The organism is Candidatus Dormiibacterota bacterium (genome assembly GCA_035544955.1).
Taxonomy (GTDB): Bacteria; Chloroflexota; Dormibacteria; order CF-121; family CF-121; genus CF-13.
Genome location: DASZZN010000014.1, coordinates 272781 through 291139 on the forward strand (window position 1 = coordinate 272781; position 18359 = coordinate 291139).

Annotated in this window: 20 protein-coding genes and 1 pseudogene; 11 read left to right on the top strand and 10 right to left on the bottom strand. The window is 64.6% G+C overall.

Going from position 1 to position 18359, the window contains the following annotated elements; genetic code table 11:
- The first annotated feature begins 41 nt into the window (after positions 1–41).
- Together VHK65_06605 and VHK65_06610 are read left to right on the top strand one after the other, a co-directional pair.
- Entirely contained in the window at positions 42–452 is a 411-nt protein-coding gene (locus VHK65_06605; GenBank protein ID HVS05822.1) for a universal stress protein, read from the top strand.
- Positions 453–749: 297 nt separating this feature from the next.
- On the top strand, positions 750–1373 hold the full coding sequence (locus VHK65_06610; GenBank protein HVS05823.1) for a hypothetical protein: 624 nt from the start codon (positions 750–752) through the stop codon (positions 1371–1373).
- Between the two features lie 91 nt (positions 1374–1464).
- On the opposite strand, the gene VHK65_06615 is transcribed toward VHK65_06610, so the two are convergent.
- Together VHK65_06615 and VHK65_06620 are read right to left on the bottom strand one after the other, a co-directional pair.
- Positions 1465–1797, bottom strand: coding sequence for a transposase (locus VHK65_06615; GenBank protein HVS05824.1), 333 nt, complete (start codon positions 1795–1797; stop codon positions 1465–1467).
- A gap of 363 nt (positions 1798–2160) precedes the next feature.
- Positions 2161–2304, bottom strand: a pseudogene (locus VHK65_06620) (ClpX C4-type zinc finger protein).
- A gap of 241 nt (positions 2305–2545) precedes the next feature.
- Between VHK65_06620 and VHK65_06625 the strand changes: the two are divergent.
- The gene (locus VHK65_06625) at positions 2546–2968 is read left to right on the top strand and encodes a hypothetical protein (protein HVS05825.1); all 423 of its coding nucleotides are present in this window, start codon (positions 2546–2548) and stop codon (positions 2966–2968) included.
- On the opposite strand, the gene VHK65_06630 is transcribed toward VHK65_06625, so the two are convergent.
- Entirely contained in the window at positions 2965–3468 is a 504-nt protein-coding gene (locus VHK65_06630) for a hypothetical protein (protein ID HVS05826.1), read from the bottom strand. The genes VHK65_06625 and VHK65_06630 overlap by 4 nt on opposite strands.
- 57 nt (positions 3469–3525) lie before the next feature.
- Here VHK65_06630 and VHK65_06635 point away from each other — a divergent pair, with 57 nt between their 5' ends.
- The 3 genes from VHK65_06635 to VHK65_06645 are packed head-to-tail and all read left to right on the top strand — an operon-like array spanning position 3526 to position 5009.
- Positions 3526–3948: a hypothetical protein gene (locus VHK65_06635; GenBank protein HVS05827.1), complete on the top strand. Its 423-nt coding sequence runs from the start codon at positions 3526–3528 to the stop codon at positions 3946–3948.
- Positions 3945–4574: a hypothetical protein gene (locus VHK65_06640; protein ID HVS05828.1), complete on the top strand. Its 630-nt coding sequence runs from the start codon at positions 3945–3947 to the stop codon at positions 4572–4574. Before VHK65_06635 ends, VHK65_06640 begins: the two co-directional genes overlap by 4 nt.
- A gap of 6 nt (positions 4575–4580) precedes the next feature.
- Positions 4581–5009, top strand: coding sequence for a hypothetical protein (locus VHK65_06645; GenBank protein HVS05829.1), 429 nt, complete (start codon positions 4581–4583; stop codon positions 5007–5009).
- A 64-nt stretch (positions 5010–5073) separates the two neighbouring features.
- Here VHK65_06645 and VHK65_06650 read toward each other — a convergent pair whose 3' ends face one another.
- Positions 5074–5478 carry a CBS domain-containing protein gene (locus VHK65_06650; GenBank protein ID HVS05830.1) on the bottom strand — a complete coding sequence of 135 codons (405 nt, stop codon included), beginning with the start codon at positions 5476–5478 and terminating at the stop codon, positions 5074–5076.
- Between the two features lie 334 nt (positions 5479–5812).
- Between VHK65_06650 and VHK65_06655 the strand changes: the two genes are divergently transcribed.
- From VHK65_06655 to VHK65_06670, 4 genes are all read left to right on the top strand, one after another.
- Positions 5813–6493, top strand: coding sequence for a cytochrome c oxidase subunit II (locus VHK65_06655; protein ID HVS05831.1), 681 nt, complete (start codon positions 5813–5815; stop codon positions 6491–6493).
- Positions 6490–8403, top strand: coding sequence for a cbb3-type cytochrome c oxidase subunit I (locus tag VHK65_06660; GenBank protein ID HVS05832.1), 1914 nt, complete (start codon positions 6490–6492; stop codon positions 8401–8403). The genes VHK65_06655 and VHK65_06660 overlap by 4 nt, the downstream gene beginning before the upstream one ends.
- 3 nt (positions 8404–8406) lie before the next feature.
- On the top strand, positions 8407–8991 hold the full coding sequence (locus VHK65_06665; protein ID HVS05833.1) for a hypothetical protein: 585 nt from the start codon (positions 8407–8409) through the stop codon (positions 8989–8991).
- A gap of 440 nt (positions 8992–9431) precedes the next feature.
- Complete coding sequence (locus tag VHK65_06670; protein ID HVS05834.1) at positions 9432–10604, top strand: MFS transporter; 1173 nt, start codon at positions 9432–9434, stop codon at positions 10602–10604.
- A 728-nt stretch (positions 10605–11332) separates the two neighbouring features.
- Here the strand turns inward: VHK65_06670 and VHK65_06675 are convergent.
- From VHK65_06675 to VHK65_06700, 6 genes are all read right to left on the bottom strand, one after another.
- Positions 11333–13276, bottom strand: a complete 1944-nt coding sequence (locus VHK65_06675) for a DedA family protein (GenBank protein HVS05835.1) — start codon at positions 13274–13276, stop codon at positions 11333–11335.
- 228 nt (positions 13277–13504) lie between these two features.
- Entirely contained in the window at positions 13505–14326 is an 822-nt protein-coding gene (locus VHK65_06680) for an ABC transporter permease (GenBank protein HVS05836.1), read from the bottom strand.
- A complete protein-coding gene (locus VHK65_06685; GenBank protein HVS05837.1) occupies positions 14323–15357 on the bottom strand; it encodes an ABC transporter ATP-binding protein in 1035 nt (344 codons plus the stop codon). The genes VHK65_06680 and VHK65_06685 overlap by 4 nt, the downstream gene beginning before the upstream one ends.
- An 87-nt stretch (positions 15358–15444) precedes the next feature.
- Positions 15445–15870, bottom strand: coding sequence for a DUF6326 family protein (locus VHK65_06690; GenBank protein ID HVS05838.1), 426 nt, complete (start codon positions 15868–15870; stop codon positions 15445–15447).
- Positions 15871–16062: 192 nt separating this feature from the next.
- Positions 16063–16548, bottom strand: a complete 486-nt coding sequence (locus VHK65_06695) for a DUF6326 family protein (GenBank protein ID HVS05839.1) — start codon at positions 16546–16548, stop codon at positions 16063–16065.
- Between the two features lie 164 nt (positions 16549–16712).
- Positions 16713–16940, bottom strand: coding sequence for a hypothetical protein (locus tag VHK65_06700; protein ID HVS05840.1), 228 nt, complete (start codon positions 16938–16940; stop codon positions 16713–16715).
- Positions 16941–17053: 113 nt separating this feature from the next.
- On the opposite strand from VHK65_06700, the gene VHK65_06705 reads away from it, so the two are divergent.
- The coding region (locus tag VHK65_06705; GenBank protein ID HVS05841.1) for an NB-ARC domain-containing protein at positions 17054–18359 on the top strand (1306 nt) is incomplete at its 3' end.

Consider the following 18359-nt stretch of genomic DNA (forward strand, 5'->3'; position numbering starts at 1 on the left):
GCATCACCGGGCGGCCAACAAGCTCAGCTAAGGGAGATTCGATGAATCAGACGAGTGCTGGGAAGTCGAGGCTCTACGAGCGCATCGTGCTGGCGGTGGATGCCGCTTCGCACCAGGCCGCGGCCGCGGCCATCCAGCTCGCACGCGGCTCGGATGCCGGGGTTCTGGTCCTGCACGTTCCTGAGGGTGGAGACGCGCCGACAAACATGCACCGCTGTCAGGAATTCGTCGATGGAGTCGTCTGGGAGCTCAAGCAAGCCGGCGTGCATGCCCGCGGTGAGGTGCGAGGGACGAATCCCGCGGCGGAGATCCTTCGCTGCGCCGTGGAAGAGAAAGCCGATCTGATCGTCATGGCCTCGCGGGGCCTGTCCGATCTGGAAGGCCTCCTCCTCGGCAGCGCGACGCATAAGGTGCTACAGCTGGCGAAGATCCCGGTGCTGGTCGTGCGCTGAACCGGGTTTGAGTGCTCCCGGATCGCGGATGGGAGAAGGCTCCACCTACCTCATAGCATGTACAGCGCGAGGGGCAGGACGCCAACGACGTGGATCGCGGCGGCGCATCCGATCGTCCACGTTTCCTCTCCCTCGGTTGTGCTACGGCACCACGGGTCGCCAACCGAAACGTGGCCCTAAACCCGCCGGGCCAAGTAGAGTCCAGGACCTACGGCCCTGCTGTGTCGACATCCAGCGCGAGACGATGGAGCGCGAGCTGATTGGCTCGGGTCGCGATCTGCGGAAGGAGGAAAGGCAATGGAAGGTTTCAGCGCCGATCTCAAGAAGGTTGCAAAGGAAAACGAGGACTTCCGACGGGTGTTGTTCACAGGCGAACACTCTCAGCTTGTGGTCATGACCCTGGAGCCCGGTGAAGACATTGGCAAGGAAGTCCACGCCGTCGACCAGATCCTCTTCGTGGTCGATGGTGCCGGCAAGGCCACTCTGGGTGGGCGTGAGCGGTCAATCGCCATGCCAAGCGCGTTGGTGACCAGCGCGGTGCTGGGCGTGGAGTCGATCGACCACCCGATCACGCGACGAGACCAGGCGTCGAGGACGACGGCGCAGTACACCTTGCCCTCCCTGGTCGGATGCTCCGTAATGTCGGTCCCAAAGCTGGTCGGGATGGTCGCGATGAAATTGCCGCTCGACGCGATCGCCGGCGGTGGCCATCCCGGGAACCCGCCGGAAGCGAGGCCGCCCCGAGATGCCTTGGATTCCCGCGCGTCGCATCAAGAACTCGACGGCCTGATGGCCGACGACGATCCCGTGGCCGAGGGTCAGATCAGCATGGACGCGTCGAATGCCGTAGGTGCCGCGGGACGCGCTGTGCGTCTGGCGGATCAGTTCGGTGAGCCACGCGTGACGGATGAAGCGCGCTGAGGGGCGCCCGCGAGCGTCTGGCGTAATAGCCCGACTCGGACACCGCGAGCACGCGACAGGCGAGCTGCACCGCCAGGCCTTCCGCGGCCCATCACTTCGACGGCCGCGAACCGGCTTTTGGGCTTGTGGTCCCTTTGAGTAGCTCCGCCGCTTTGCGGTGGATGGCAAGCTCGGCTTCCAGCTCTCGGATGTGCCGGCGGGCGGCCACCAGCTCGGCCCGCTCCCCCGACGTCAGTCCAGCCTCGAGCCCCTGGTCGATGCGCTCCTGGCGGCGCCAGCCATACACCGTCTGATCGCTGATGCCGAGGTCGCGGGCGATATCAGCGACCCTTCGGCCGGCAGCGACCAAGTCAAGAACCCTTTGGCGAAACTCCCCCGGGTAGCCCCTGCGTCCCATGCTGTCCTCCTGGTTGGACAGCAGCATGTCATTCCACTAATCCGACTCCACCAAACCCAGGGCGCACTAATTCGAACCCCCGAAGGCTTGCACCTTAGTGGTTTTCAACTCGTACTTTTCCGTTCGCCAACGTTCGCCAACGTTCGCCCTGTACATGAGCCGCTGGCCTTTCGTTCGCCAACGTTCGCCAAGGTTCGCCACAGTTCGCCGCGGTTGCCGTCACGGTTGCCGTCAATGCGCCAGGTTCGTATGGTGCACCTACCGGTTGGTATGCGCCTGCCAGCCCTTGGACTTCAACCCCAGCCGGTCGCGGAGCCGCCCCAGCAAGCCATGCCGTTGCCTGACCCGACTTTGCACAGGCGGCGACTGCCAATGCCCGCTTACGGCCGAATCCTCTTGGAGAACTTCGTTGCAAAGTGCGATGCACTGATCGCAGATGTAGACGCCCGGACCGGCAACCAGCTTGCGGACCTGCGACTGATCCTTGCCGCAGAACGAGCAACGAGTATGCCGGCGGTGAGCCTTATCGCCCATGGGCCAAGTATGAGCCAAACGTGGTTGGCACTCGACTCAACTGGCAGGCAATCAACGCACTTAACCAGCTGCGGATGTCCCTTCGTGGTGATCGGCTTCATCTCTGTGCGGGCTGGCATGAGCAAGCGTGCCCCACCGCGGATCGTACGGCAGCCGACGCCGGGACCTCGGGAGCAATGGCCCTGATTCGACGGGACCTTGGGCACTGCCTGGTTCAGGCGGCCGCGATGATCATGGCCGCATGGCGCTTTCTGTCGGTCGCACCGAAGGTGCGCTGGCACGCGCCAACGCGGAGATTCGGCGGACGGCACCCGGCAAGGAAGATCCGCGGCCGGCCCGACGGGCGCTCAGCCTGGCCGACCAATTGCTGGGCAAGCTCGAGGAGCTGCTGCTAAACGATTACGCCGATGTGCCGTCCTCGTGCCTGGCTAGTGCCAGGGCCGTAAGTAGCGCAGCTATCCACGCCGGCGTGCGCGACCCGCGGCTCGAAACCGAGGCCGGGGTCATCAGGCTGATGGCGGACGTCTACGACTTGGAGGAGCTTCTCCTCCGCCGCCTGCGCGTCCGGACGTTTCGCATCGACGGCCGGGCGCTCGCACAAGGCCGACGTGAACACCATCACGCTCCCTCGGCATCATTGCGGCGGCAAAGCGACCGCTCCTAGCGGGGCGTCGCCTTCGTGTCGGCGTAGTAGCGTCGCCAGATCAATCGATAGATCGGGATCCAGCGGGGGATATCGCGCAATCCGGGGATGAAGGGCACCAGCACCAGCAGCGTCGTCAGCAGCACCATGACCAGTACGACAAGCGTGTTCAGCCAGAGCCAGGCCTGGCCGTTCTTCCGCAGCCCGCCGGCCGCGCGCTCGCCGTCACCAGCCTGGCGTGCGTGATCGTCGGCGCGATCATGCCGTTCACTCCGGCCGCAGCCCTCTTCGGCTTTCGCCCGCTGCCGGTCGTGTTCTTCGCCATCCTCGCCGCCATGGTCGTGACCTACCTGGCGCTGGTGGAGCTCGCAAAAGCCATCTTCTTCGCTCGCTGGCGCGGAGTCCTTTCCGCCGCGGCCCTTGCCGATCGATGGCAGCGTCGAATTTCGAGAGTCCGCACTCGCTGGAGCGCGGCGCAGTGACGGCGTTCGGTACAGATGGCCCGGCGACGGGGGGACCATCGGCCCTCCCGATCTTCCTGGTCCGGACGCATGCTCGAATTGACGGAGAGGATGGCAATGACGAGACCGGCCCCAAAAACAGACCGCCTCGTACTCCTGGTTGAACCACACGCCGGAGAGCGCGAACAGTTCGGGTCCTGGCTCGAGGCGGCCGGCTACGGCGTGATCAATTGCCCCGGGCCGCCCGGCGCCGGGATGGTTTGCCTCGGGCAGCGCGGACGCGCCTGCGGACTGGTGGAGATCGCGGATGTTCTGGTCCTTGACCTTCGCGTGGTTCGAGACGCCGCCAGCGAGCGAACCCCGGGCCGCCGCCTGATCCACTACTACCTCTCATCAGGGAAACCGGTGATGCTCCTGGGAGACACTGCCCAGCTCGGTACGCGTTACCGTGACGACCAGGTCGCCCTGCTGCCACGTCAGGCCAAAGTCAGCCGCAGGACGTTCATCAAGACGATCCGGCGCCTGGAGGCGATCGCATGACGCTCGAGGGTGCCGAGGCAATTCGTCGGGAACGCTGGGTGGAGAGCTACCGGCTCGCCCATCGTGGCGCCGACCGCTGGGCGAATCGCTCGAGTGGTATCCGCCACAGCACCGAGACACAGGAGCGCATCTTCCGGATGGCCGAACGGCTCCGCAAGCGTGGGGTCTGGCCGATTGCCGCGCCGTTCTTCCCGGTGCTGAAAGCGGTCGACGACGCTGCCAGCTGCGAGACCGGTCCCAACGACGCACCGACTCCGACGTCCGCCGCGGCCGCCGGATTAGTCGGCTACAAGATCCTGTTCGGCAAGCTGCCACCTGTTCGTGGCCACGACTGGCCCGAAGGAGTCGACCTAACCGACGAAACCGAGTCGGAGCTTGCCACCTTCGGTCTGCGCATGGGCGGCTTCGACCCTATCGTCTTTGACGGCACGGACCCCGCAGCCTACGTCTGGGCGCTCTTCGAGATGGGCGAGCGCCAGCCGGTCTGCGATGAGCTGGTCCGCCGCCACGATCATCGGGCATGTCCCCCGCGCGGCCTGGCCGTGGTCTCGACACCGGTCCGGCCCAAGACGCATACACCCGTCCCGCTGCCTCGTTCGCCGCAGCCGGCCGGGGTTGGGAGGTAGGGCTGCATGTGGGTGCGCTCAGTCGCCACGGTGCCATCCCCCTCCGACGGACTCGTCGAAGCGCTGGAGCGCCTGACTCCTGACACGCTTGCCGGCCTTGCTCAGGCGGCGTCCCGCGACGGCTGCCATCTCAGCGCCCATCTTGGGCGTCCCGTCCGGCGCGATGAGATCACGACGCTTCACCTCCGATGGTGGAACGACCGCAACCGATCGCTGACGCCGGCGGTCGACGGCGAGCTCGAGCTCCGGCGTCTGGGCACACAGTTAACCGAGCTCGCGATCACGGCGCAGTATCGATGGCGCGCATCTTTGCTCGAACTGGCCGACTCGATGTTCCTGCGCCGGGTGGCCGAGTCCGTCGTCCGGGCCTTCCTGGATTCGCTGGTCGAGTACCTCGAGCCGGCCACGAACGCCCTGGCCGTGACGGGACCCTGAGCCCTCTCCGCGCCAGCGGCGCTGCCCTAGGCTGACAGCGGACAGTGTAGCCAATCGCCGGCTCTTACTTGGTCTGCGCGAATACCGGTCGGCCTGACGGGCGCAGCGCCTCGAGCTGGAGGAGATCACGCATCGAGACGATACCGATCAAGTCCTCCCCTTCCAGGATCGGCAGGTGGCGAACGCCCAACTCCAGCATGCGCGCCACGACATCGTCTGAGTCCTCACCAGGATCGACCACGAATGGGCCAAGGCTCATGAAGGCCGCGACCGTGTGGGTCCGCGGATCCACGCCCTCGGCAGCCGCCCGCGCCAGGTCGCGCTCGGTCACGATGCCGACCAGCCGACCGGCTTCCACGACCGGCAGGGCGCTGATATCCGCGTATCGCATCCGGCTCGCCGCCTGGCTCAAGGTCTCGGCGAGGTCGGCCGTAAGGACCTCTTGTCGTGTGAGCTCACCGATTCTCATGCTGCTCAACTCCTTTCCGCTCAAATGGCGCATACCATGATGATCGACTCTCACCCAGTGCGTCACCCTGAGTCCAAGGGCCTGCAAGACCTGGGACTTCTGGCCCCTAGGGCCGGCAGTCCCAGAAGTCGGGGGCCATGTGGCCCTACGCAGCAACTTAGAACCGCACTAGGCTGAGCATCGACTCCGGAAACCTCTGCGAAGGAGTCAAACGGCTGAAAAGACTGAAAACCTGAGAAGGCCGCAAGGTAGTCGAAGGGAAACCGCTCTGAAGGAAGGAGATCCGGCCCGACCGCGGGAACGTGCCCACCTGCGCCGCGTCCTCGTTATCTGGGTGGCCCTGTCAGTCGTTGGGGTGGCCGCGGCCATCGTCCTCACGCCGCTGCTCATGCCGCCGCCCGCCAGCGATGCCGCCGCCTTCGCCAACCTCACGGTCGTGGTCTTCACGGCGGCGGCCGTTCCGGTGGCCCTGTTCGTGTGGGTCTTCCTCGGCTATAGCCTGGTGGCCTTCCGTTCTCGCCAGCGTCCGGAGTCGTACGCGCCGCGCGTCTTGGCCGGGCCGATGACGCAGATCGGCTGGCTGCTCGTCACCGGCATGCTCACGCTGTTCCTGGTGAGCTGGGGACTCTACGGCATGTTCGTGCAAGCGGCCGATCCGCCCAATACCTTGATCGTCGACGTCACCGGGCAGCAGTGGGCCTGGAGCTACTCCTACCCGCAGTACCACGTCAAAACTAGCCAGCTCGAGCTCCCGGCCAACCGGCCGGTCCAGTTCCGGGTGGTCTCGAGGGATGTGCTCCACGGTTTCAGCATCGTGGAACTGGGAGTCCGCGTCGATGCCAACCCGGGCGAGCCGGTCACGGCGCCGGCGGTGACCCCCAATCGAACCGGAACGTACCAGGTCCGGTGTATCGAGCTCTGCGGTCTGTACCACTCGTTGATGTCGTCGACGGTCCGCGTCGTTCCACAGGCGGATTTCACGGCCTGGATCGCCCAGCAGGGAGGTCACCCATGACGGCCATTCGTCCACTTGGGCAGCGTTTCCCGCACCTGGTTCCGAGCATCGTCTCGGGAACGGTGCTGGGCCTGGTGGCGAGCCTGCTTGCCGGGCCGATCACCAGCGCCCTCGTGGGCGGACCCCGTGGGGGCGACGCCGGCGTGGTGGCCGGCTATATCGCCTGGGCGCTCTTCTTCATGGTGGGCATCGGCGCCGTGGGAGAAGCGGTGCAGTGGGGCTCGGGGCGTGCAAATCCCACCCATGAGCAGGAGCTGGTCCTGGCCGGCAGCGGGGCGGGGCTGTGGCGCTATTTCCGCTTCACCACCGACCACAAAGTCGTCGGCGTCCAGTACCTGGCCACTGTGCTCGTTCTCTTCCTGGTGGGCGGGCTGGCGGCCTTCCTGATCCGCCTGCAGCAGTCGCAGCCGGGTGCATCCTACTTCAAGCCGGCCTTCTACAACACGATGGTCGGGGTCCACGGCACGGTGATGATCGCGGCGGTGATCATCATGAGCACCAGCACCTTCGGCAATTTCATGCTGCCCATCCTGATCGGCGCCCGGGACATGGCCTTTCCCCGGCTGAATGCCCTCAGCTACTGGATCCTGTTCAGCGCCATTCCTGTCTTCCTTTCGACCTTGGTCCTGGGCGGATTCCAGACCGGGTGGACCGGATACGCCCCGCTAGCGGACCAACAGTCCAGGTTCAGCGGGCAGGGCCTCGGGATGGACGCCTACTCGTTCACCATCATCCTCTTCGCCATGTCCACCGCGCTCAGCGGGGTGAACATCGTCACCACCATGGTGACCATGCGCACCAGGGGGATGTTCTGGAACCGGATTCCCCTCTTCGTCTGGGGTGCGACCCTCTCTGTGCTCCTCGGGCTAGTGGTGTTCCCGTCCTTCATGCTCTCGCAGGTCATGGTGCTGATGGACCGCGTGCTCGGGACGTCGTTCTTCATCGCCAACCTTGGCGGCAGCAACTGGCTGTACGAACAGCTCTTCTGGTTCATGGGCCATCCCGAGGTGTACGTCATCGCCCTGCCGTCGCTGGCGGTGGCCGCCGACATCAGCGCGGTGTTCAACCGCAAACCGGTGTTCGGCTACCGGCTCTTTTTGGGCGGCATGTTCGCCATCTGCCTGCTCAGCCTGCTGGTGTGGGCCCACCACCTTTACCTCAGCGGAGCGAACACAGCCCTGAACGGCGCCTTCATGCTGAACACCGAGCTGATCTCCATTCCCACCGGCGCCATCTTCTTTGTGCTGATCGGCACTTTCTGGCGGGGCCGAGTATGGGTCACGGTGCCGCTCCTGTTCGTGCTCGGCTTGCTCTCGAACTTCATCATCGGTGGCGTGACGGGCCTCTACCTGGCCGATGTGCCAACCGACGTGATGTTCCATGGCGGGATGTTCGTCACCGCCCATTTCCATTTCACTCTGGTGGGCGGGATGGTGTTCGGCTTCTTCGCAGCCTTCTACTACTGGTTCCCGAAGATCTTCGGCCGGCGCCTGAACCCCGCCCTCGGCCGGCTCCATTTTTGGCTGTTCGAGGTCGGCTTCCTGGGAACCTTCCTCGCGCTGTTCTATGCCGGCCTGCAGGGTGAGCCGCGCTGGATGGCTATCGTGCCTCGCGTGTTCGCGGGGGCGAACCTGGTGGCCAGCCTCTTCACCATCCTCCTCGCCCTCTCTGTCGTTGTCTTCGGATACAACGTCATTTCCTCATTGCTCGCCGGGCGGCCCGCCGCCGCCAACGAGTGGGGCGGCAACACCCTCGAATGGCGGGTGCCCACGCCAGTTCCACTGGAGAACTTCGAGGAGCTTCCCGTGGTCACCGGCTGGGCGCATGATCCGGACAACGTGAATCTGGCGCCGGGTCATGGCAAGGGCGGGCCGGAAATGGGCGGCGTGGCGCCGGCGCTGCAGGGCTGAAGCATGGTCCGCGAAACCACCGTCCCCGACCTCGCGCATCGAGCCGTCAAAGCACGTGTTGGCGTTGCCTTACTCATCCTGGCCGACGGGATGTTCGCTGCGTCGATGGTGGCGGGCAATCTCTACCTGAAGGCGCTGAACGTGCTCGGGCAGTTCACGTCGGCGGCGGAGCACGGGCCCGCACCGCTGCTGGGCCTCGGGCTGGCTCTGATCATGGTGGCCAGCGCGGGGTCGTATGGCTGGGCCGCGCGGCGGTTGTCCGCGGGCGACGAGCGACGATTCGCGATGGGCGCACGGGTCGCGGTGGGCTTGGTGGCCATGGCGCTGCTTGCCCAGATCGTCCTGGTGACCACGCTGGGCTTCCCATCGCCGCTCCACGCCTCCGGCAGCATGACCATCCTGCTCAATGGATATCACGGCGTCCATCTGCTCATCACCGGCACCCTGGGGGTCATGCTTCTCAGGCGGTTGGCCAATGGGCGGCTCGTGGGCCAGCGTTACCTAGTGGACGTGATCGGCTACTGGTGGTATTACGTCGCCGGCGTGGCCGTTGTCTTCTGGGTCGCAGGATTGATCAGCCAGCCCTAGGACGCGCCGCCAAGCGTGACTGCGATCCCGAGCACGGTCAGCCCGACGGCGGACGGCCAGGACGGTTGCTCCCGAAGCACCTAAGAGACTTCCTTCGACTCAAAGAACTGGTGCCGGCGTGACGCGAGCACCAGGTACGCCAGGCACCCGACCGAGGCCAGCAGGCGCACCAGACCACCTGAGCCGAGGCGTCGTCGCGCTGGCCAACGGGAGTCCAGCCCCGAGAGGAGTCAACGCAAGCATGAGCAGGATTCCGCGTGGAGCCTGAACACGCAGCGGAGCAATGATCGCGCCCGGGCCGAGGGCAACGCAGACGAGGAATATGGCGCCGCCCGCCTGACGGCGACTTCGGCATCCCTCAGCGTGTGTCCGTCTTTACCATGACGGGGATGAAGCGGACAGAGATCTTGCCGCGAGCATCAGTCCTAGCGGCCCCATCCGTGGTAGCGATTGCCCTCGCATCGCTGTTCTCGGATCTTGGGCATGAGACGGCTACCACGCTGTTGCCAGGCTTCTTAACCGTTGTCCTCGCCGCGCCGGCCATTGCCCTCGGGCTTGTCGAGGGAATCTCGGATGTCGTTGCGGCGGCGGCCAAGCTGGGTGGCGGCGCCCTGGCCGCGCGAGGCAGCGCACTACGCGGTTGGGCCGCTGCTGGATATCTCACGACGGGCGTGGCGACCGGGCTCATCGCGCTTGTCCGGACCTGGCCATGGCTCGTGGTGATCCGCCCGATCGGCTGGGCCGGGAGAGGATGGCGAGGTCCGCTCCGAAACTTGCTGCTGACACTGTCTGTGCCAAAGGGACAATTCGGACGCGCTTTCGGCCTCGAACGCGCGGGCGATAATGCCGGTGCCGTCGCGGCCCCGGTTCTCGCGATCGTTCTTCTCGGCGCCATCCACTATCGCGGCGCCTTTTTGGTCGCCGCACTCCCGGGTGTCATCGCGGCCGCCTGCTACTTCTTTGTTCGTCCAGCGCGGGCAGCTCCGGGAACATTCCAATTGCGCCTATCCGGATATCCGGCTCCTTTTAATCGCGTTCTTCGGGCGACTGCCGTGTTTGGGAGTGCGCAGTTTGCCGGCAGCTTTTTCACTCTACGGGCGACCCAGTTGCTGGTGCCACGATATGGTGCCGCTGGCGGCGCGAGCCTGGCCATTGCCGGCTATTTCCTCTATAACCTGATGGCCACCGGGCTGTCCTATCCGACGGGGGCCATTGCTGACCGAGGAGGTCACTGGCGACCGCGCCTGCTCAGTCTTAGCTTTCTGAGCTTTGCGTTTGCCTCGGCCTTTCTGGCCCTCTCATCGGCCATCGTCCTGGCTCTGATTCCAGCTTTCATCTTCGGCGGCGCGGCGGCCGGTGCCGTCGAAGTGGCCGAAAGCGCGTTGGCTGGCGATCAACTACCAGCCAACCTGCGGGGTTCAGGTTTCGGTCTCTTGGCGGCCGTGAATGGCGCCGGTGACTTTGCGGCCTCCATCTGGGTCGCGTCGGTCTGGACGGTCTTTTCCGCCACACCGGCCTTCCTCACTGCAGCGGCACTTGCTTTGGTCGGCGCATTCCTTGGTGCGCGCATCCCGGCTGGGTCGATGCCAAGCGCTCCGCATCAAGGCCCATAACGGCCGACGACAGCCCACACGGCCTTGACCTTCAAGTGCACTTGAACGTCTAAAGTGCGAGCATGCGGATTGGCCAATTGGCGAAGAGGGTGGGTATAGCCCCCTCGGCGCTTCGCTACTACGAGGAGGCGGGTCTCCTCGAGCCGACGGAACGCACACCAGCTGGATACCGGCTCTACCCGGAGGCAGCAGTCGGCCGCCTCCAATTCATTGAGCGAGCCAAAACGCTCGGTCTCTCGATGCGTGAAATTCAGGTGCTCCTCGAGAGCCCGAAAGCGGGGAGTGCCGACGAGCGCAGCAGGCTGCGGCATCTGGTGGCGCACAAACTCGCGGAGACCAGGTCACGGGTCACCAAACTTGAAGAGCTGCGCGGCGAACTCGAGCGTCTGTACCTCCGGCTGGATCGCACGCCTGGCCCAGAGTGCGGCCACATCGGCGACTGCGCTTGCTGGCTACCAAATCCCTCTCCCTCCGTATTCAGATGTAGCCCCTCGGCCCTGGCTCCAACCATCTGCTGACTGGCAACCTGACTGGCGACCGCCCATCGTGGAGGCATCCAGGAGGTGGCATCGATGGACAACGTGGACGCGGTTATGGCGCCGTCTATCACCGGCCGGACGGGCGCTGGGAAGGGCAAATTCGTATTCCAGGAGGGCATCGCCGCTCGTTCTACGCCCGGACCCGGCGGGACGTGATCCGCAGGCTCGCTGAGGCTGCTGGGCGCTGGGCTAGTGATTGCCAGTCAGTTCCGGAACGCAGCCGCTCAGTGTGTTTGTCCGGGTCGGTCCTGACGCCTGCGCCCTCCCCCGGGGTGACGAAACCAGGGTCCCGATCGTCGGCTTAACGGGATCCGTCAAGTGCGCGTGCTTCCCCGCGAGGTAGGCCCATACGTAGCTCATGTACGTGAGCGTGGCCACCACGCCGATGAGAAGCCCAATCAGCCCGACGGCTCCGATGACGAGCAGGATCATCGTGAGCCCGGCCATCACGACGGTGAGGCTTAGATTGAAACGGAGACGGTCAACGATGGCGGAGAGTCTGAGCGCTGCGCGGAAGCCGCCCCGCAGATACTGGGCCCATACGGCCGCCTGGGTCACGAGCACCAGGAAGAGCCACACATTCCCGATCGCGGAGACCACGTAGCTGACCCTGCCGGAAACGGTTCCGAGCACACCTTCGATCGTGGGGTCCGCCAGGATGCCGGCGACCAATAACAGACCGATGCCCGGCAGGGACCAAATCACGAAAAGGGTGGCGACGGCGAAGCCATCTTTGATCTTCAACCAGCGGTGGTCCCATCTCGGCAGTTGCGCGTTTCCATCACGAACTTGCCTCGACAACTCCACCAGGTAGCCGAGCAATAGCAGACCTGGTACGAGCAACCAGGCGAAGCCAAAGCACAGGACGCCGGCGAGCGTCCGCCGCCGCCATCGCGGCGATCGAAAGACAAAGCCGAGCGGCTCCTTCAAGTCGATGTCGATCACCCCAACCGTCACGACCTCGGGCTGGCGGGAAAAGGCCTGCGCAATCGCGAGGGCGATGCCTACCGAAAGGAGCTTGTCCGGGAAGTCGACGGCGAGCTCGCCGAGAAATGCCGCCACGACCCGGGGCAGGCGCAGTGTAAGCGACGTGTAGATAGCATCGCCGAAGCCCACGCCACTCTGGCCGCCGCTGATCGCGAAGTTGATCGGCGTCGCGAGAAGTGCCGAGACCGTGAGACATATGATTCCCAGCAGCATCCAGCGACTGGGACGTGTCTGCCATCCCAGATACCGGCTGAGACCCGCGGTGAAGCCCAGGGCGAAAGAGACAATCGCGTACGACCCGGCGATAGGATCGAAGGTATTCGACGCGAGGAGGTTGGAAACGACCCCGACACTACCGCCCACCCAGGGGCCGGCTATCACACCCGCCAGGATCGTACCGGCTGAGTCGAGGAACAGTGGCAGCTTCAAACCCTGGGCGAGCCCATGGCCGGCGAAGTTAATTCCCAGGCACAGGGGCAACACGGTGAACTGGAGGGGGTCTAGGCGGAGTCGAAATGGGCCATTCCAGCCCCCGATTGCTAGTCCCTCGAGGGTCCGACGCGCAACGACGCGGAAGCCCAGGACGGCGGGTACCATGAGCGCGACCCCGAGCACAATGAAGACGAGCTTGTTCTGACTCTGGTGGATAAGAGCCAGGACGGGGCGGCCGAATGCGGCGCCGAGGCCGAGGAAGCCGGCAACGTAGAGGATCGACGATGGGATAAGCCCCGCTAGGAACGTCGAGCGCGGCACGCCCGTCAGACCCGCCACCTGGGTGGTGTAGACACGCAGGCCAGGGATGAGACGCGCCGTGAAGACGGTACGCCATCCCCCTCGGCGCATCAATTGGGCTGCCCGGTCGAGGGGTTTTTCCGCATGGAGGGGTCGGGCGAGCTTCATCAGGCGCTCCCAGCCGAGCAGCGCCGTGATCTCACGGCCCAGGACTGCGCCAACGATGCAGGCCACCAGGACGAAGGGCACCATCAGAGCCGGGTTGACGCGCCCGCTCGCGATCCCGATGCCTCCGATCACCAGAAGGACGTCACCGGGCGCGAACGGTAGCGGGACGCCCAGCTCCTCGATAAACAGCAGGACGCAAATTGCCAGGATCAGCGTCGGTCCGCTCAGACTGTCGACAAAACCCATCGACTCACCTCAGGATTTAGCGGAGCCGCCCGCTGTCCGGCCGAGTCCGGTCTGTCGTGGTAGGCCATGGGCACGCGCCCTTCCATGAGAGGGCTTGATCCCAGGTTGGCTGAGTGCGTTGGAGCCCGGCCAGAGCCGGGCTCCACGCTCTGCCGCCTCGAGTCGGAAAACGTTACCCAATGGCGGCCACAGGGACCGGCGAACCGTTGTCCACGCCGGCAGGCCGGCTCATGTGACGTCCCTCAGCCGCAGCAGTCCAGCCGCGACGACGATCAGTCCCACGAAGTAAACCCCCAGCACGAGCACCGCCTGGTGGGCTGCGATCGCCGGAGGCATAGTGGGGCCGAAGGCAGGAGACGTAAAGCTCCCGAGTAGCGCCGTCGCATTCTGTCCGACAAACAGGTGGCCAATCCACCGGTAGGCACCATTGTTGAGGCTGTCGATGAAGCTCACTCCGAGCACCTCAACGGCGAGCACATAGATCAGGCCGATCCCCAGGGCGGCCGCCGAGTGCCGGATCAGGACGCCCAACGCCAGGCCGATGGCGCCGATGGCGATGAACACCAGCCAGACGGCTGCCAGGCCCTCGGCGATGTAGAGCGCGGCCGGCCAGGTGATTGCGTGATGTTCAAATGCGGCCACGACCACGCTGCTCGCCGCACCCACCGCGAAGAGGACGAGGGCCATGATCCCCAGCCCAACCGCGAAGACCACCACGCGACCCGCCCAGTTGGTCAGGCGCCCCGGGCGCTGCGTCAGCATGGTCTTGGTGGTGCCCCATGAATACTCGGAGCCGGCAAGCACCGCGCCGAGAACGACTGCCATGGCTTCGCCGAGTAAAAGGCCGATGCCCATCACGTAATTGACGAACTGGTCCGGGTAGAGCGTCAGGATCGATACCCCTGGCGGGTTATCGGGACTCGGGTGGGTCGCGAGGTACCAGACGAGGCCATAGACGAACACGGTGCTCGCCGCGACAATCGCAAGCGACACGAGGAACGCCGGCCGGAAACGATTCTTTCGCCATTCCGCTCTGATGGTGGCGATCATGATCCCTGCTTATCCCCCGTGAGTTGGAAGAACACATCCTCGAGCGATCGCTCCACCGGGCGGATCTCGCTGACCCCGACCCCTGATGCCATCAACTGGCGGTTGATCGCAAGGCTCTGCCCTGGATCGGTCCTGAGGTTGAAGTGGCCGTTTTCGCGAACCACGGCCGCCGGACCGAACATCCGCGTCAGCACGTCGTGTGCCCGGTCGGATGGCTCCGCCCGAACGAACACGCCCTCTTCACCGAGCAGGTCTTCCACCGTCGACTCCCTGACGAGCTTGCCTTTGCTGATCACGCCGACCCGGTCGCAGGTCGCCTGGACCTCGCCCAGCAGGTGGCTGGAGATCAGCACCGTCCGTTCCCCCTGGCCGATGTCGGTGATGAGCTTGCGCATCTCGGCCATTCCTTGCGGGTCGAGACCGGCGGTCGGCTCGTCGAGAATCAGGAGTTCCGGATCCTTGAGCAGCGCGGCGGCCACCCCGATCCGCATCTTCATGCCGGTCGAGTAGGTCCCGAACTTGCGCCCGGCCCGCGACGTCATCTCGATCAGGTCGAGCACCTCGTCGACGCGCCGCTGGCTCACGCTGGCCAGATCGGCGACCAGCCGTAGGTTCTCGCGGCCGGAGAGGTACGGATAGAAGGCCGCACCCTCGATCAGCGAACCGATCTTCGCCAGGCCGGCCGGATCACCCGGCGCGTGGCCGGCGACGGTGGCGGTTCCCGATGTTGTCCCGATCAGCCCAACCAGCATTTTCAGGGTCGTGGTCTTCCCTGCGCCATTCGGGCCGAGGAAGCCATAGACTTCGCCACGCCGCACGCTCATGTCGACGCCGTCGACGGCGAGCGTTCCGCTGCCGAATCGCTTGCTGAGACCGTGGGTCTCGACGATCGTGGTGTTTTGCATTAAGGGGATCTCTCCTTGCCCTGCTACGGCGGCAGCGGCCCTCGTCAGATTGACGGGAATCGCCGGAACCGGGATCTGCGAGGTCGGGGGCGCATGGCCCTTGGTCGTCGGTTTTGTATCGATCATGATCTGCCCTCCACTGAGCCGTTTGAATTCGCATTGCCTGATTGCTGCGTTGTCTCACTTTCCTATGAACGCGTGGTCTCGCCTCGCTCAGGCGGAGAGCCTGGGCCACCTCCAGGCGTACCAGACGATGACGAGCAGCAAGACGGACTCCGCGATGCTGAGAAAGATGTAGTAGGCCCACGTCTCGCCGATGGTCAAAGCCACGACGCTGAGGACATAGGCTGCGCCAAGTACGATGTTCGTCCAGCGATTCCAAACGGGCTTAAGAACCAGAGACAAAAAGACCATCGCGGTTGGAATCAGGACGTAGGCAGACATTCCCAGCAGGATGCCCTGGCTGATCTCGATGCCGGATGTCTTTCCGGCCAGAAAATCCTTTAAGACTCCGGCGCGGAAGAATTCGATGATGTCTCCGTTTGCCTGAAGGAAGAGCTCGGCCGCCCAGAGCGCGGCAAGTTTCACCCTAACGTCGACTCTCAGATCTTCGAGGACTCCAGACTTTGTGTTCTTCATTACAGACTCCCCTTCATGTGATTGCCGGCAAATGTCTCCGCGAGTAGTTCCTGTACCGCTCGTCGCCACGCTCGCGCAGACCGACGACGTCCAGCAGCTCGGGAATCCGGCCGCGGTCGTGACCGCCCAACCTCGGGAACACCCGCAGGTTCGCCTCCCCGGTCAGCGACGGATAGAACGCGGGCGCTTCGATCAGCGCACCGACCCGATGGAGGTAGGCGGCGCTACGAGGTCCGGCGTCGATGGTGAGGACGTGCGGGGCCAGGTCCAGACGAAGCGGAGGATGACGGCGAGGACGATCACTTCAAGTACGACGCCGAGACCGTAGAAGAAGGTCCACGACTCGCCCACCGCGTTGAAGGCCGAGTAGGGGATGTAGAGCGATGCCACGACGAGGTTCGTTGCGCGGTTCGCACGGGCGGGCAGTGTCGTCGAGAGCAGGATCATGAGGCTCGGGACCGCTATCGTCGCGAGAAAAACTGTAAGAAGGGTCTGGCTGATATGGAACTCAAAGACGACGCCGACGAGGATGTTGCTGATGGCCCCGGGCCTGTACAGGGCTAAGTAGTCGACGTAGATGTACAGGAACATGAAGCTGGTCCAGGCGGCTGCGAGCTTCAACTGCACTGGCACGTGCGTGTTCTCGAGCGGGCTGGGTGAACCCTTGGGCGTTCTCACGTTGTTGCTCCCTATCCAGAGTGTTGACGGTTTTGCTTTCATTTCCATTCCTGTGTGCTCCTAACTCAGTGTGAACGGTGGGTACTGGTCGATCAGGAGACCGATGTAGGCCTGGACCCGCGGTCGGGTCGGATAGTCGACGTCGAACTGAACCGGATAGCTGGCTACCATGTCTTGTCCTCCTTGGACGTGTCGATAGTTGACGTCAGGCTGATGACCTCGTGACCGCGGATCGCTTCGAGGAAGGGTTGGAAGCTGCCACACACCAGGCAGCGCAGGATTCGCTGCTCCACCTCCACCGAACGGACCCCGGACGCTCGCGCGACCTGCGTGACCGGGGGGTGGCCAACGAAACGAACCTCGACCCGTTGAATCATGATCTCGTCCGTCATGTCCTCAGGCTAGGGAGCTGGGCGCGAGAGGAAAACCGTGGAATTACCGAAAAGGCCAAAAGCCATCGAGATCGGCCCAGGCAGCAGGCCGCCGTAGTAACTTGTTGGTTACCATGGCGAGGCCCAGCCGCCGGCCGGGTAACCTGCCCGCTGAAACCACCAGCTTCGTAGGGCGGCGGCGTGCGCTAACCGAGCTCAGACAGAAGCTCACCCAGGCACGGCTGATCAGCCTCGTCGGCCCGGGAGGTGTCGGCAAGACCCGGCTCGCGATCCGAGCTGCGAGAGACCTGAATCGCGCCTTTCGCGATGGCGGGTGGCTGGTCGAGCTGGCGGACATTCGCGAGCAAAGCCTGGTCATCGGCGCGGTCATGACAGCTCTGGATCTACGTGATCAGGCCGGGGCAAAGCCCCTCGATCTACTGCTCAATTACCTGAAGGACAAAGAGCTGCTGATCGCGCTCGACAACTGCGAGCACCTCCTCGAAGCATCGGCCCAACTGGTTCGCGATATTCTGCGCGCCGCTCCGGGCGTGCGGGTGATCGCCACCAGCCGCGAGCCGCTGGCCGTGACCGGGGAGCATGTCCTGCCGGTTCCGCCACTGCAATTACCCCAAGTCGACGAACCGTTGGCTCAGGTTCGCCAGAACGAAGCAATCGTGCTCTTCACCGAGCGAGCGGCCGCCGCATCCGGCCGTTTCGAGCTCGATGCGTCGAACCGTGAGGCCGTTATCGATTTGTGCCGGCGGCTGGACGGCCTTCCGCTGGCGATCGAGCTGGCCGCCGTCCGAACCCGAGTGCTGGGTATCGATCAGATCCGCGACCGGCTCAACGACCGGTTCAGCGTGCTTACCGGCGGCGGGCATGCCGCGCTGCCGAGACATCAGACGCTGCGTACGACAATCGACTGGAGCTATGACCTGCTCACCGAACCAGAGCGGATCCTTCTCAGGCGTCTGTGCGTGTTCGCCGGCCGGTTCACGCTCGAAGCGGCGCAATACGTTTGCGCGTTCGATGACGGGACCACGGCGCCGGTCCTCGACCATCTCGGATCACTCGTGGAAAAGTCACTGGTGGTCAAGGAGGACCTGACCGGTGTGGCCAGCTACCGGCTCCACGAAACAATGCGGGAATATGCCGCGCTGAAACTGCGCGACGCCGGCGAAGTGGACCTCGTGGGTGACCGCTTCATCGAGTACTACCGATCGACCTACTTGGTCGCCCTTTCAGACGCGCGCTATCACCTGCCGGAGTGGCTGCAATCGGTCGATCGAGACATCGACAACGTCCGGGCCGCGCTGGGCCATTGCGTGTCGAGACACGACTCCGTTCGCGGGCTCGATCTCGCGACGGCCGTCAGTTGGTACTGGATTACGCGGGCGACCACCGAAGGCGTGCGCTGGTTGGATGCGATGCTGGAAT

Bases quoted from the DNA above. Each gene is read 5' to 3' on its own strand.
- VHK65_06640 (HVS05828.1), top strand. From the start codon at position 3,945: ATGACGCTCGAGGGTGCCGAGGCAATTCGTCGGGAACGCTGGGTGGAG.
- VHK65_06625 (HVS05825.1), top strand. From the start codon at position 2,546: ATGGCGCTTTCTGTCGGTCGCACCGAAGGTGCGCTGGCACGCGCCAAC.
- VHK65_06650 (HVS05830.1), bottom strand. From the start codon at position 5,478: ATGAGAATCGGTGAGCTCACACGACAAGAGGTCCTTACGGCCGACCTC.
- VHK65_06635 (HVS05827.1), top strand. From the start codon at position 3,526: ATGACGAGACCGGCCCCAAAAACAGACCGCCTCGTACTCCTGGTTGAA.
- VHK65_06660 (HVS05832.1), top strand. From the start codon at position 6,490: ATGACGGCCATTCGTCCACTTGGGCAGCGTTTCCCGCACCTGGTTCCG.
- VHK65_06680 (HVS05836.1), bottom strand. From the start codon at position 14,326: ATGATCGCCACCATCAGAGCGGAATGGCGAAAGAATCGTTTCCGGCCG.
- VHK65_06675 (HVS05835.1), bottom strand. From the start codon at position 13,276: ATGGGTTTTGTCGACAGTCTGAGCGGACCGACGCTGATCCTGGCAATT.
- VHK65_06665 (HVS05833.1), top strand. From the start codon at position 8,407: ATGGTCCGCGAAACCACCGTCCCCGACCTCGCGCATCGAGCCGTCAAA.
- VHK65_06685 (HVS05837.1), bottom strand. From the start codon at position 15,357: ATGATCGATACAAAACCGACGACCAAGGGCCATGCGCCCCCGACCTCG.
- VHK65_06615 (HVS05824.1), bottom strand. From the start codon at position 1,797: ATGCTGCTGTCCAACCAGGAGGACAGCATGGGACGCAGGGGCTACCCG.
- VHK65_06690 (HVS05838.1), bottom strand. From the start codon at position 15,870: ATGAAGAACACAAAGTCTGGAGTCCTCGAAGATCTGAGAGTCGACGTT.
- VHK65_06610 (HVS05823.1), top strand. From the start codon at position 750: ATGGAAGGTTTCAGCGCCGATCTCAAGAAGGTTGCAAAGGAAAACGAG.
- VHK65_06605 (HVS05822.1), top strand. From the start codon at position 42: ATGAATCAGACGAGTGCTGGGAAGTCGAGGCTCTACGAGCGCATCGTG.
- VHK65_06630 (HVS05826.1), bottom strand. From the start codon at position 3,468: ATGGTCCCCCCGTCGCCGGGCCATCTGTACCGAACGCCGTCACTGCGC.
- VHK65_06645 (HVS05829.1), top strand. From the start codon at position 4,581: ATGTGGGTGCGCTCAGTCGCCACGGTGCCATCCCCCTCCGACGGACTC.
- VHK65_06700 (HVS05840.1), bottom strand. From the start codon at position 16,940: ATGACGGACGAGATCATGATTCAACGGGTCGAGGTTCGTTTCGTTGGC.